Here is a 13,603-nt window from a genome sequence, read left to right as displayed (position 1 = left end):
TGAACCGATGAGGAAGCAAGCGGAATCGCGTCGTCCGAAGCGCCGCCCCATGCAGCGGCGGGGGCGGGGGCGGGTGGCGATTCCTACCTGGTCCGGCCGGTATCGGACCGGGATGGATTTTGGCTATCAGGAAGGGCTGCGAACGGGACAAAACAGCTTCGGCACGTATTTTGAAGGCACGAGCATTATTATTCCAAATTACAATCAAGTCGAATACTTAAAGCTGTGCATAACAAGCATCAGTAAATTTACGCATCCACCTTACGAAATCATCGTCGTCGATAATGCATCCACCGACGGCGCGGCAGCCTATCTGGCAACGCTCGGAAGCGCGGTTCGCTACCGCGTGCTGGAGACAAACCGCGGCTTCGCAGGGGCAATCAATGTCGGTATGATGATGGCGAGAGGCTCCTATTTGCTGCTGCTCAATAACGATACGATTGTCGCGGAGAACTGGCTGAGCAATATGCTCGCATGCTTGAACAGCTCACCTGCAATCGGCATGGTCGGTCCTGTCACCAACTACATCAGTGGCGACCAACGCATTGAAGTCCCTTATAAGACGGTGAAAGGGATGCCGAACTTCGCGAGGCAGCACAATGCGCCGAATCCGGCGAGATGGCAGCGGACGGACCGACTGACAGGCTTCTGTTTGCTTATGCGCCGCGAGGTGTGGGAGAAAACGGGCTTTATGGACGAAGGGTTCACTGTCGGCAATTATGAGGACGACGATTACAACATTCGTGTTCGCTTGCAGGGTTACTCGCTTATTATTGCGCGCGATACGTTTATCCATCATTTTGGCAGCGTGAGCATGAAGGCGCTAGGTGAGCGGCTACCTGTCGTCAACGATCACAATATGCACGTATATATGGACAAATGGGGCAATCCCCATGATCTCGTTCATGTCGTAAAAGGGATGGGGCATGAGTCATCAGCTGCAGGCGAGACAGCCTTCTTCCCGCAGCATGTCATCGTTCGAGGCGGACACGAGACATTCTATTGGATTGAAGAGGGCATCAGACGTCCGATTGTCGGTCCAGTTGCAGTACCGGCAACACGGCTGTCGCGTGTCGAGCTGCGGCGCTGGCCGGTTGGCGAGCCAATCTCCTCTGAGGAAGCGGTGGCCAAGTGGCATGGCGTCACGGTGGAAGGCTTGCCGTGGTCAGAGGGGCTGATGGGAAGAGGGACGGACGGTATGTTGTATATGTTGGAAAATGGCCTTAGGCGCAGAGTGGTTAGTAGCAAGGCGGCGGAAGGCTGGCACTTGGTCTGGAAGCCGAGCAGTCCGTTGTTAGCCGAGCAGGTCGCTGCGCTTCCCGAAGGGCTGCCAATTATTGCGCCAATTCGAACGGCTGAGCACTTGTAATCCAGGAAGCATAACAAAAGGCGTGTGCCATGCGGCAGACGCCGCGCATATGCTAGTGTAGAGACTTAAACCGCCTGAGATGTGAACGTAAAGAGAAGGGAGCCTCTCCTGATGCAGCATATTGTAACTGAAATCATTGAGCATATGTCCCATTCTCATGAACAGCTGGCGCGCGTGCTGGAGGCAGAGCGCCATGTTGCTGTGCGCATGTCGCAGCTCGTGCATGGGCTGCCGGATCAGCATCCGAATTTTGGCGGCTTCGGCGGTTTGATGGATAATTCGCAGGCGGTGACGAAGAACGTCGTCGCTTATTTGAACAGCATTGCCGAGCTCCAGGAATCGTTGGCACTCACCATTACAGCGGTCATGAAAGAGCTTATCATTGAGGACGAGGAATAGCGGCAAGGAGCGTGTGCGGGAATGAGCCGGGAAACATCTTATGCAAGAATGCTGGACGCTTCCGCCAAGGTGCAATGGAATGTCGCCATGATCCTTGAAGCGAAAGCAGTCGAAGCCGAGAAGGTGCGCTCGTGGCTGTGCAATCATGTGACGGCCGATGCGTTCGTAGAAGAGCAGGACCGTTTCAAATCGTCGCAGAACGTACATGAGCAGCTCGTTGAGGTTATCTATGGCCTCGCGAGGCTGAATCAAGGCATGACCAGTGTGCTGAAGGCCGCACTTCGCCATGTAGACGAAATGAATATGGGAAATGGGACGGGGGGCATGATGGGCGGCGGCACCTTCGACCTGGGAGAGAAATTTGAATGAACTGGAATGAGAAGGAGCGGCAGATTCGGCTTGAGCTGATCGCTTCGTTAACCCGCAGCCAGCAGGCGGTTGCCCGCATTTTGGAATCGATCGCGGATTCGGCGCAGCAATCGCCTGGCCTTGCGGAAGTGATATCCAGCAATATGAAGTCGCTAGCCGACCTGCAACAGACGTTCAAGGCGATGTCGCAGGTGGCGGCAGAACCGGATCGCGCTCCACGTGCATCCAAACGCAGACCGGCTTGCAAACGAGTTCCTGCGGGGCCTTGGTTCAGCAACGAGTGGGATGAGCAGCGCAAGGCAAGCAGGCACCAATCCCCGCCAAGACGGAAGAGGAGGAATTCAGTGTGATGCCAGCAGCTGCAGGCAAAGGAAGTATGAAGATTAGCAAAGCGGCAGGAGCACGCAGGCAGAGTATAAGTCCAGCAGTTAAAGCCACGGGAAAGCAGCGCAAACGTACGGTGAAGACTGGAAGCGGCAGCAAGAGCGGCGCGTCAAGGCAGCGCAGGCTGCAGCGTGGTCGCAAGCGCCTGTATAGAGGGCAAAGCGGCTATAATCGCGCTTTCGATCAAGCGTACAACCAAGGCTACAACCTCGGCTTTGCCAAAGGGTTCGAGGATGGGCATCAGCTCGCATACGAGCAGCAGCCTTGATGGAGAAGGAGCGGAAGCGGCAGTCCGTGCTCGCTCAGGCGGCGGAATGCCGGAAACACACTTAAAGCCAAGAGTCGGCCTAGGCGACTCTTGGCTTTATTGTTGTAGCAGCTGAGAAATATCAATGTATAAGTCAGAAGCTTCGAGCTAAGCCTCTCGTACTGCGTCGCCAAGTCATCACATCCTTACGGGAAGATAGGTCGTTAGAACGAACGGGTGGAATCGTTGATCGCGTTTGTAGTGGATATGCTTGCTTCTATTTTCTATAATATCCTGCCTTCACGGATAAGTCTGAGGATCTGAAAACCTGTCGTTTTCATGTTGGATTAACTTCTATAACCTCAATAAAGCCTCCCCTGCGCGCGGCATGGAGAGGCTTTATTTGTCGTTTTCGCGGCAAGTCACGATGTGCTTACTGGAAGCTACGTTTCGTGCCGTTCGTCAGCACAGGCAAGCTCTTCGTATCGCTTGTCATGCTGGAATGGCAAATCGGACAGCTTGGAAATTCTCCGAATGAGAAATCGTTTCTCATCCAACAGGAGCAATCTTCATTACTGCATGTCCAAATGGCTGTCTGTTCTTCCGGAATCGGTTCAACGTGCTTCTTTGAGAAATGAATAATCAAGACCCCCCTCGTATTTCACGCAAAATCGGCCTCACCCGCAATTCGAGCGACACCGTCTCTGCTTGCTTAACCTCTTTTAATATGTGTCTGTACTCCCATAATTATACTACTTTTTTTTAATACTGCAGAGGGTCAAACGCCAATTTTAGCCGCTTACGCGGACAAGTGACCAAGAGCCTTGCCTGTCACTCGCATATATATATGGTGCAGAACATGATGGGGCAGGTGTGTGTGAGTGCGATTAAAGCGAAAAGGAATTGCTCAAGCGGCAAGGGCAGGGTTCGCGGCGGGGTATGCGAGCGGCCAAAGGGACGGCGGCTGCGATTCGATTAGCCAGCACATCCTTCTTCCGGCGCCGAAGAAGCTGAATGTGTGCATTCTATACATCCCGCAAGGCTTTGAGGCGATTGATACGGGCATTGTTGAAGCGCTTCGCCAGACGGTGCGCGAGGTGCATGTAGCTGATCCTTCGATTATGGCGGAGCAGGCCTCCTTCATACGACCGGACTGGATGCTCGTGCTTAACGGGCTGCATGTATTTCCAAGCAATCATTTAGAACAGGTCGATGCTGTGCGTGCGCTAGGAATACGGACGGCAATTTGGTTTGCCGACGATCCGTATGTGACGGCAGATACGGTACACATTGCTCCTCGCTATGATGTCGTGCTGACCCATGAGCTGAGCACGGTCGAGCTATACCGGGAGCTCGGCTGCCAGCAGGTCATCTATATGCCGCTCGCCGTTCATCCGCAGCTGTTCAAGCCGATGAAGGTGGAGGCCAAATACCGCAGTGATATTTGTTTTATCGGGCAAGCATTCTGGAACCGCGTCGAGCTCTTCGATGCAATCGCCCCGTACTTGCAAGGGCGCAAAGTATTTATCGCCGGTGGACTATGGGATCGGCTGCGCAGCTACAAACAGCTGAAGCCGTTCATTCGTCACGGCTGGCTGCCGGTTGAGGAATCTATCCGCTACTACAATGGAGCGAAGATTGTAATCAATATGCACCGCACGACTGAAGCAGGCAAGGACAATAAGAACAGTCTCAATTTGCCAGGCCGCTCCATTAATCCGCGCACGTTTGAAATCGCCGCTTGCGGCACGCTTCAACTGACGGATGAGCGTGAAGATTTGACGAGTTATTTTCGGCCAGGTATTGAGCTTGAAACCTTTACTTCGCCGAGTGAGCTGGTTGCTAAGCTGAATTATTACTTAACTCATGAAGACCAGCGCCGCCGAATCGCGCTGAGTGGCTTGAAGCGCGCACTTGCCGATCACTCCTTCGTACAGCGGCTTCATACGGTAGCTGAGGTGCTGAAATGGTAGTGCGTGCGAGTCTTCACGCAAGTGCGAGAAGCAAGAGAGGAGTGGCTGCATTGAGAAGAAAATCGCTACGCAGACGGCAAAGTAGAGGTGGTCGCAAGCTAGTTAAGTTTCCGGGTATAGCCAGAGGAAGAGCGGATGGGCACCGGCTCGGCTGGCAGCACGGTCATTGGTTTGGACAATGCGAGTCGGTGCTGCAGCGTACGATCCGCCCCTTCGGCCTAAGACAAGCGCATGTCATGTTCGTGGCGACGGGTAAAGGATTTCCTTATTCCCCGATTGACGAGTCTGTCGCGAATGCGCTGCGCGGACAAGTGACCCAGCTGACGATTACCGATTCGCAGCAGCCTGTCGCCGATATTGCATTGCGGATCAGGCCTGACATTGTTATCGTCTTGGACGGTTTGCAGTTCAACGTCATCCACGCGGCGCGGATGCGCGAAGCCGGCATTCGGACGGCGATCTGGTTTACCGACGACCCCTACTATACGGACATTACGAAGGGGATCGCGCCTTTCTTCGACGATGTCTTCACACTGGAGCTCACTTGTGTCGACTACTACCGCCAGCTCGGCTGTCCGCGCGTCCATTATTTGCCGCTCGGCGCGGATCCGGCGTACTTCAGGCCGCGCAATCCGCTTCGCTCACAGCGTCATGACATCTGCTTCATCGGTTCTGCCTATTGGAAACGTGTCGAGTTCTTTAATCAGGTGACGCGTTACTTAGAAACGAAGGACACGCATATTTCTGGCATCTGGTGGGAGCGGCTACGCGACTTCAAACAGATGGCGAGCAAGATCGGTCTTGGCCGCTGGATGGGACCAGAAGAGACGGCGAACATGTACAACGGAGCCAGAATCGCCATTAACATGCATCGCGCCCATGATGATGAGACGTTCAACAACAATAGCGCAGGTATTCCGGCTGTATCGCCGAATCCGCGCACGTTTGAAATCTCCGCCTGCGCCACGTTGCAACTGACGGATGTGCGCAGCGATCTGGTCTCTTTTTATACCCCTGGCGTTGATATTGTCACTTATGCAACACCTGCAGAGATGGTAGAGAAGATCCAATATTATCTCGCGCATGAAGATGAGCGAAGAGCGATTGCCATGAAAGGCATGCACCGGACGTTGACGGAGCATACGTACAACAATCGGATTGAAGCGATGCTAGCGATTCTTTTTCCAGGTTAAGAGGCTAGAACAGACTTGTGCGTTTGTCCATCCATGCAGAAGGCGGAGCGCGAGAAGCGGTATTTTGTACGTTTGAATAGGGTTCAAGTGTCGTGCCAATTAGAAGGCCTGCTCAATATATTATACAACTGGGAGATTTAGAGTTTATAAGTAGCCAGTAGGAAGCTGCAAAGTTAACGGGCGGAGGTGAGCGCCTGCTCGTTTCGAACAAACGAGTGAGGCAGGCCGATTGAAGCGTGTGAGTGTGAAACCGAAAATGCTGGTATTCTCGCATATTTGCAGTCCGCAGTATGTGACCGGCGCAGAGAAGCTTTTACTGTTTATGGTGCGAGAGCTGCTACCATCCTTCCAATGCACGCTCGTCGTGCCGAACGAAGGCGTCATTGCCGCGAATGCGAGGAAGCTCGGCATTACGGTCATTGTGCACCACATTCCGCTTGTCGTCCCTCTCTATCTTGCATTGCCGCTTATGCAAGATGAGATCGCCGCTAGTGAAAGGGAATCGGCATGGCGCGACCTTGTGAAGCTCATTGACGGAGAACGGCCGAATATCATCCTCGCGAATACCTGCGTCCATCCGCTGCCTGCTATCGTCGGCAAGGCGCTTGGCATTCCAGTCATCTGGTCGGTGATGGAGACGCTCCGCGATACGACGCACTCCGGCATGGCAGCCTCGATTATCGAGCAGTATTCCGACTATGTCATCGGCATCTCCGAATCGACGCTGTCCCCGCTTAGCACGCCGGGCTTAAGTGCGAAGTCGACGCTCATATTGCCTTCCTGGGACCAGGAGGTGCTATCGCCGGGCAGCTGGAGCATGCAGAGGGTGAATCGAAGAAGGCAGCTAGGTATCGAGGATCACCACCGCTTCGTTGGCTATATCTCTTCGTCGATCTTCGAAGCGAAAGGGCTCGAGCACTTCATGCAGATGGCGGTAAACACCGCGGTGCAGTATCCGCATGCCATGTATCTCATCGTCGGCAACCCCGTCGATCCCGGCTATTTCAATCGCTGCCTCGACATTGCGAGGGAACGGGGGCTGATGGAGCGGTTCCGGTGGATCCGCTTCGAGGAGCAGGTAGAGAGTGTGTACCCCGCAATGGATCTGCTTGTTGTTCCTAGTTTAACCATCGAAGGCTTCGGCATGACGGCGCTTGAAGGAATGGTATTCGGCAAGGCAGTTGTCGCTTATGGCTCTGGCGGACTCTCTGAAATAGGCCGAGCTACGGGCAACGAGGTCTTCACGGTGCCGACCGGCGACTCGGCGATGCTGACTGGCGCGGTCTCCTCGCTGCTCGCCGACGATGTCGCGCTGCAAGCGGTTAGCGCGCGCAATGCGCAGGCCGCGCATGCCGTATACGGCATCACCGCTTACCGCGAGCGGCTGCGCATGTTCGTGGAGCAGCTTAGCGTTCGGGGTTACATTCCTCTGACGCTTGTGCGAAGCACGGGATCGCCATCCGTTTACTTGTACGAGGACGGCGTGCTTCGTCAGTTCCGATCGATGAAGCTACTGCTTCGCATGGGGTACAGCATGGAAGAGGCGCGTGTCCTCCCGGACGCCGTCATTGCCGCATGGCCGAAAGGCGCGCCGATTGGCACGGCACTAAGAAGAAGGCGCCGGCGGGGGCGGATCGGTGGCTCGATTGGCCGCAGACGCCGCCGCAAGTCCGGCGGATCTGCAAGGAGAAGGTTGCGGGGCGGCAGGCAGCGGAGCCGCCGGAGAAACGCGGCTGGAGGCGCAGGGCGGCGGAAGCGCTCGCGCCGATAGCCACGGGAACTTTTTGAACAGATGAGGGGAGGGAATGGATGGAATGCGAGTTGTAACGATATTGGGCACGCGTCCGGAAATTATTCGGCTCAGTCTCATCATTCGGAAGCTGGATGCGCTGGCCGACAAACATGTGCTCGTGCATACCGGACAGAACTTCACCCGGACGCTCAGCGATGTGTTCTTCGAGGACCTCGGGTTACGCCCGCCGGATTATTTGTTCGAAGGTGCGCGGCAGACGCTTGGCGGCCAGTTATCGGTCATGTTTGCGGAGATCGAGCGGATCTTGACGACGCATAAGCCGGATGTCGTCCTACTGCTCGGCGACACGAACAGTGCGCTGTGCGCCATTATCGCAGAGCGGATGGGCATCCCGGTCGTGCATATGGAAGCGGGCAACCGCTGCTACGACCTGTCGGTGCCTGAAGAGAAGAATAGGCGGATTATCGACGCCGTATCGTCCATCAACATGCCGTATACGTCCTACAGTAAAGGGAATTTGCTGCGCGAAGGCTTCCCGAGCAATCGGATCGTGCTGACAGGCAATCCGATCTATGAAGTGATTCAGCATTACACGCCGCAAATTGATGCGAGCGATGTGCTCATTAGAATGGGGTTGCAGCCAGGCGGCTACGTGCTCGTCACGGCGCACCGCGCGGAGAATGTGGATGTGCCGGAGCGTCTTGGCGGCATTCTTGAGGGGTTGAATCGTGTCGCAGCTCGGTTTGACAAGCGGATCATCTGCAGTGTTCATCCCCGTACGCGATCGCGGATTGATAGCGGCTCCGTACAGGTGACGATGGATCCGAGGGTCGAGTTCTACGAGCCGATGGGCTTCTTCGACTTCGTGAAGCTGGAGAAGAGCGCGTATCTCGCGATTACGGACAGCGGTACGGTGCAGGAGGAATGCTGCCTGTTCCATGTGCCGACCGTGACGATTCGGATGACGACGGAGCGACCGGAGACGATTGATTGCGGCAGCAACGTCGTATGCGGCTTGAATGCGGCACGGATTGAGGAAGCGTCGGTCGTTATGACGAAGCTGCCTCCGGTATGGCAATGTCCGGACGGGTATTTGGCAGAGGATGTGTCGGATAAAGTGGTTAAATTTGTCCTTGGAGGGAAATGGAATGTTTACTAATCAGCGCATACTGGTCACCGGGGGAACCGGGTCCTGGGGCTACGAATTGATTCGCCAGCTGCTGCCTCAGCAGCCCGAGCAAATTATTGTGTTTTCCCGTAACGAGTCCAGCCAGGTGGCGATGAGCCGCACGTTCGAGGATCCACGCCTTACCTTCTGCATCGGCGACATTCGCGATAAGGAAGCTTTGATGCGCGCGTGCGAGCGGGTCGATTATGTCTTTCATTTGGCAGCGCTGAAGCATGTTCCCGTATGTGAAGACCAGCCTTATGAAGCGTTAAAGTCGAATGTCATCGGCACGCAAAATGTCATCGAAGCCGCAATCGCAAACCGCGTCAAGCGCGTCATCTACATCTCAACCGACAAGGCGGCGAATCCGTCGAACTTCTACGGCATGACGAAGGCGATTGGCGAGAAGTTGATCGTTTATGCGAACCTGCTTAACTCCGATACGACGTTTGTATGCGTGCGCGGGGGCAATGTGCTAGGTACGAACGGCAGCGTGGTCCATCTGTTTACGAATCAGATTAAGACGAAGGGCCAAGTTCGCATTACCGATATGCGGATGACGCGGTTCTTCCTGACCTTGCAAGATGCGATTACGCTGCTCTTCAAAGCGTCAGCCGAGAGCATCGGCGGCGAAATCTTCGTTATGACGATGCCGACGTGCCGGATTGTGGAGCTTGCGGAAGTGCTTATCGAGTCGATCGGAATGCCTGCGAAGATGGTTGAAACTGGAATTAGACCAGGTGAGAAAATACATGAGATTCTGCTGACCGACCATGAGAGCATGACGACGGTGGTGTATGACCAGGAATATCTGGTTATCCTGCCGACGATCGAGATTCCGGGACTTCGCCAGCATTACAACAGATATCCGAAGGTAGATTTCGACAGCTATAGCTCGAGCCAATCGCTGCTTACAAAGGATGAAATTCGATCTATGCTGGTTCGCGGCGGGTTTCTGTCATGAAGCTGCTCATCATCGGCGGCAATGGAATGGCGGGTCATCTGTTCGTTCGTTACTTCCAGCAGGCGGCTGGAACGGATGGTATGGAGGTCGTCAACACGACGCGGACTGGTGATGCGGCGGGACGAAGTTTGAAGCTCGATGCGACTGATGCCTCGGCGGTTGCAGCGTTGGTCCGGCAGGTAAAGCCGGATGTCATTCTGAATGCGGTCGGCGTCCTTAATCAGGATGCCGAGTCGCATCCGCTGACGGCGTACCAGGTGAACGGTCTGCTGCCGCATTGGCTGCGCCATGTCGCGGATTCGATCGGTGCACGCGTCATCCATGTCAGCTCGGACTGTGTGTTCAGCGGTATGCGGGGCAAGTATACGGAGGACGATGTACCGGATGGCACGAGCGTGTATGCGAAATCGAAGGCGCTTGGCGAACATCGAGGCGATGGTGGTGTTGGCGGTGGCGGCGGGCATTTAACGATTCGCACTTCTATCATTGGACCGGAAATTCGGCAGGGTGGTATCGGGTTGTTAAAATGGTTCCTCGAGCAGCAAGGGACTGTGAGCGGGTACGCAAGGGTGTACTGGAATGGCGTGACGACATTGGAGCTTGCGAAGGCCGCTGCTTATGCCATGTCGCATCCGGAGATTGGCGGTCTGGTCAACTTGACCGCTGCTGAGACGGTGAGCAAGCTGGAGCTGCTTCGGCTGTTCCAGGACGCATTCAAGCTTGATGGCGTGTCGATCGTATCCGATGATCGCATCATCCTGGATCGGACACTCGTGTCGACGCGCAGCGATTGGGGCTATCAATCGCAGGGCTACGTCCCAATGCTGGCGGAGCTCGCAGCTTGGATGAAGCAAGGGTGAGCCGCCCGCGCCTGCTTGTGACGGGGGCGGGAGGTTTCTGCGGCGAGCATGCTTGCCGCTATTTCAGCGAGCAGGGCTGGGCCGTAACCGGCGTCGTCCGCCGGCTGCCGGTAGATGGCGCGCCAGAGTGGGCATGGCTCAGTTTGATTGATGCTGTCTCGGCATGCGATCTCGGCTCTCGCGCCGAGGTTGAGGCTCTGGTGGAGCGGGCAGCACCGGATTATGTGCTGCATCTGGCCGGCGCCAATGCCGTCGGCACGTCATGGCGCGATCCTGCCGCGGTGCTGCAAAGCAACGTGATGGGGACCGTGCACGTGCTGGAAGCGGTGCGGAGGCTTGGCGGGGGTGGTGAGGTAATGCCCACGTCAACCGCCTCAACCACACCAAGTACTTCAACCACATCAACCACATCATCCACATCAACCACATCATCCACATCAACCACATCATCCACATCAACCACATCAGCCACACCAACCACACCAAGAACTTCAACCGTCCCAACCGTCCCAGCAACACCAACCGCCTCGCGGTCTCCCTCGTTGCAACTAGCCAGTACCAATGAGGCAACGAAAACCGCTAAGTGCCGTGTCGTTGTTGCGGGGTCGATGCTTCGCTTCCCGCTAGTCGCGCTAGGTGTTGGGGAGTACCGACCCACACCGCCGCATCCGTACAGCTTAAGCAAAACGATGCAGGTGCTCGTCGCGCAGAGCTGGACGTCGCTCTATGGCATGGACGTCATCGTAGCAGAGCCGTCCAATCTCATTGGACCGGGCCGATCCGGCGGACTATGCGCGCTGCTCGCGAGGTATGCCGCGCAGGTGGAGCGTGCCGGGGCGCTTGGAGAGCCAACGCCAGAGCCGTTCCGGTTATCCTCGCGCACCGAGCTGCGCGATCTGTTAGACGTGCGCGATGCGATTCGCGCATACGAGCTGCTGCTGCGCGGCGGAGAGAGCGGGCGCGTCTATCCGGTCGCGTCCGGGCATATGCGCTCACTTGGCGAGATTGCGGACGCGTTCAGCGCATTGGCGGCGCAGCCGCTGCTCTGGGAGGTCGGCGATTCCAATGCGCCATCGCCGGTACCTGTGAGCTGCGAGGGGCTGGCCTCGCTCGGCTGGAGCGTACGTATTTCGCTTACGGAGTCGCTTCGGGATACGCTGGAAGCGGCTCGGAAGCAGTGAAGCGATATTCTTGGGCTGATGGAGAGAGGAAGCGTGAACGATGGAAGGGATCAATGAGTCCGCGAAGCCGAAAGTGTCAATCATTATTCCTTTTTACAATGACCCTTATGTAACTGAAGCGGTGGAGAGCGCCCTGGCCCAAACCTACCCCAATATTGAAATTCTCGTGATCGACGATGGCTCCACGGTGCATGCCGACAAGCTGAGTCCATACGAGGGCCGCATCCACTATGTGGGTAAGGAGAACGGCGGTACGGCTAGCGCGCTCAACTACGGCTTTCGGCTGGCGAGCGGCAAGTATATCGCATGGTTGAGCTCCGACGACCGATACTACCCGGACAAAATCAAACGTCAAGTCGAGGCGATGGAGCGCCAGCAAGCGCAGATCAGCCACAGCGGCTTTGACATCATCGACGGTACGGGCCGGATGAAAGAGCTTGATCTGATCCCGCCTGGCAAGCAATTGGGGGAGTTCTACCGGGCGTTTCTGAGCAGCAATCCGGTTAACGGATGCACAGTTATGATGACGAAGCAGCTGTACCGCAGAACGGGACCGTTCCACGAGGGACGCAGGTATACGCATGACCTTGATTACTGGTTTCGGGTCCTTCTCGCAGGGACGCCGTTCCTGCTCATTCCTGAGCCGCTCTGCGCATACCGCAAGCACGACGCGATGGGGACGATCCGCCATCAAGGCGCCATCGCACAGGAAGTGAAAGAGACATTCGCGCTCTATGAGAAGCGCTGGCACGCTTACGTGCGCGAGCTCGGCTTTCTCCCACGCAGCAAGCAGTCAGGCCGCGCAGCGCAAAACGGCAGGCCTCGCAAGTCGGTGCGAGGCTGATTTGGAATATGCAAAGAAGCCGCTCGTGTTCATGCGCGGCTTCTTTGCTGTGTTGTGGTTGTGGTTGTGGTTGTGGTTGTGGTTGTGGTTGTGGTTGTGGTTGTGGTTGTGGTTGTGGTTGTGGCGGAAGCTGAGAGCACACATATGCTCTCTCAGCCTGTGCAATCGTGGAAATCCCGACCGTTCGTCCCACGAGAGCACAAATACGTTCTCTCAGCGGAGAATATCGCGAATTAGGGAGCTGAGAGCACACATATGTTCTCTCAGCCTGTGCAATCGTGGAAATCCCGACCGTTCGTCCCACGAGAGCACAAATCCGTTCTCTCAGCGGAGAAAACCGCGAATTAGGAAGCTGAGAGATCACATATGCTCTCTCAGCAACCGCTCATTGTCCGCTCCCTGCTTCCTGACAGACTGAACAGCGAGAAAACCCACTCTCAAGCCCCCAACCTCCTCCAAATTAGCATCGAAAAGCGGTAAATCCAACTCCCAGCACGACAAACTAACCAACTCACATGATTCCGTGCTCTGAAAAGCGGTAAAACCACTCTCAGAGTGCCAAAGTAGTAGAAAGTCGAAGTGAGAGCGGAAAAAACCTCGCTCAGAGGGCGTTCGAGGACATCGAGCTGAAGGTGGGCGAAACGTCGCATAAAGTGTATGAGATTGCGGAAGCAAGCGTATCGCAGCAATCCGGCGCATCGGAATTTAAGCTGATGATTGAGTCGATTGCAGCATCTAGTGAAGAAGGAGCGGCATCGGCGGTTGAAACGGCTAGCGCGACACAGTCGCTGGCGCATACAGCGGAGACGATGAACGAGTCCATCTCAGCGTTTAAAGTGAAGAGGTAACCGGAGAGACTGTCCCGATCATTCAATATAGATGATAGGGGACGGTCTATT

15 protein-coding genes are annotated in these 13,603 nt (G+C 55.7%); 14 read left to right on the top strand and 1 reads right to left on the bottom strand.

Annotated features, from left to right (window positions below; translation table 11 throughout):
- The first annotated feature begins 7 nt into the window (after window positions 1-7).
- The 5 genes from BMY11_RS12185 to BMY11_RS12165 all read left to right on the top strand — a co-directional run bounded on the left by BMY11_RS12185 (window position 8) and on the right by BMY11_RS12165 (window position 2,789).
- Complete coding sequence (locus tag BMY11_RS12185; protein ID WP_256217428.1) at window positions 8-1,369, top strand: glycosyltransferase family 2 protein; 1,362 nt, start codon at window positions 8-10, stop codon at window positions 1,367-1,369.
- A 111-nt stretch (window positions 1,370-1,480) separates the two neighbouring features.
- Complete coding sequence (locus BMY11_RS12180; RefSeq protein WP_090575913.1) at window positions 1,481-1,768, top strand: nucleoside-diphosphate sugar epimerase; 288 nt, start codon at window positions 1,481-1,483, stop codon at window positions 1,766-1,768.
- Window positions 1,769-1,789: 21 nt separating this feature from the next.
- A complete protein-coding gene (locus tag BMY11_RS12175) occupies window positions 1,790-2,137 on the top strand; it encodes an alpha-helical endospore appendage domain-containing protein (RefSeq protein ID WP_090575910.1) in 348 nt (115 codons plus the stop codon).
- A complete protein-coding gene (locus tag BMY11_RS12170; protein ID WP_090575907.1) occupies window positions 2,134-2,487 on the top strand; it encodes a hypothetical protein in 354 nt (117 codons plus the stop codon). Before BMY11_RS12175 ends, BMY11_RS12170 begins: the two co-directional genes overlap by 4 nt.
- A complete protein-coding gene (locus tag BMY11_RS12165; protein WP_090575903.1) occupies window positions 2,487-2,789 on the top strand; it encodes a hypothetical protein in 303 nt (100 codons plus the stop codon). Before BMY11_RS12170 ends, BMY11_RS12165 begins: the two co-directional genes overlap by 1 nt.
- 412 nt (window positions 2,790-3,201) lie before the next feature.
- Here the strand turns inward: BMY11_RS12165 and BMY11_RS12160 are convergent, their stop codons facing one another.
- Window positions 3,202-3,408, bottom strand: coding sequence for a cold-shock protein (locus BMY11_RS12160; protein ID WP_090576719.1), 207 nt, complete (start codon window positions 3,406-3,408; stop codon window positions 3,202-3,204).
- 241 nt (window positions 3,409-3,649) lie between these two features.
- On the opposite strand from BMY11_RS12160, the gene BMY11_RS12155 reads away from it, so the two are divergent.
- From BMY11_RS12155 to BMY11_RS12115, 9 genes are all read left to right on the top strand, one after another.
- On the top strand, window positions 3,650-4,741 hold the full coding sequence (locus BMY11_RS12155; protein WP_256217427.1) for a CgeB family protein: 1,092 nt from the start codon (window positions 3,650-3,652) through the stop codon (window positions 4,739-4,741).
- 41 nt (window positions 4,742-4,782) lie between these two features.
- Window positions 4,783-5,934: a CgeB family protein gene (locus BMY11_RS12150; RefSeq protein WP_371262815.1), complete on the top strand. Its 1,152-nt coding sequence runs from the start codon at window positions 4,783-4,785 to the stop codon at window positions 5,932-5,934.
- 238 nt (window positions 5,935-6,172) lie between these two features.
- Window positions 6,173-7,705, top strand: a complete 1,533-nt coding sequence (locus BMY11_RS12145) for a glycosyltransferase family 4 protein (protein ID WP_256217450.1) — start codon at window positions 6,173-6,175, stop codon at window positions 7,703-7,705.
- 43 nt (window positions 7,706-7,748) lie between these two features.
- Window positions 7,749-8,846: a non-hydrolyzing UDP-N-acetylglucosamine 2-epimerase gene (gene wecB, locus BMY11_RS12140; RefSeq protein WP_090576713.1), complete on the top strand. Its 1,098-nt coding sequence runs from the start codon at window positions 7,749-7,751 to the stop codon at window positions 8,844-8,846.
- Entirely contained in the window at window positions 8,836-9,819 is a 984-nt protein-coding gene (locus tag BMY11_RS12135; RefSeq protein ID WP_090575893.1) for a polysaccharide biosynthesis protein, read from the top strand. The genes wecB and BMY11_RS12135 overlap by 11 nt, the downstream gene beginning before the upstream one ends.
- Window positions 9,816-10,679: a dTDP-4-dehydrorhamnose reductase family protein gene (locus BMY11_RS12130; RefSeq protein WP_090575891.1), complete on the top strand. Its 864-nt coding sequence runs from the start codon at window positions 9,816-9,818 to the stop codon at window positions 10,677-10,679. Before BMY11_RS12135 ends, BMY11_RS12130 begins: the two co-directional genes overlap by 4 nt.
- Complete coding sequence (locus BMY11_RS12125; protein WP_177182608.1) at window positions 10,661-11,860, top strand: NAD-dependent epimerase/dehydratase family protein; 1,200 nt, start codon at window positions 10,661-10,663, stop codon at window positions 11,858-11,860. Before BMY11_RS12130 ends, BMY11_RS12125 begins: the two co-directional genes overlap by 19 nt.
- A gap of 40 nt (window positions 11,861-11,900) precedes the next feature.
- Window positions 11,901-12,704, top strand: a complete 804-nt coding sequence (locus tag BMY11_RS12120; RefSeq protein WP_090575885.1) for a glycosyltransferase family 2 protein — start codon at window positions 11,901-11,903, stop codon at window positions 12,702-12,704.
- A gap of 632 nt (window positions 12,705-13,336) precedes the next feature.
- A complete protein-coding gene (locus BMY11_RS12115) occupies window positions 13,337-13,552 on the top strand; it encodes a hypothetical protein (protein ID WP_090575882.1) in 216 nt (71 codons plus the stop codon).
- The last annotated feature ends 51 nt before the right edge of the window (window positions 13,553-13,603 follow it).

It is taken from the genome of Paenibacillus sp. OV219, from assembly GCF_900110075.1.
Lineage (GTDB): Bacteria > Bacillota > Bacilli > Paenibacillales > Paenibacillaceae > Paenibacillus_Z.
This window is presented reverse-complemented; position numbering and strand designations above follow the sequence as displayed.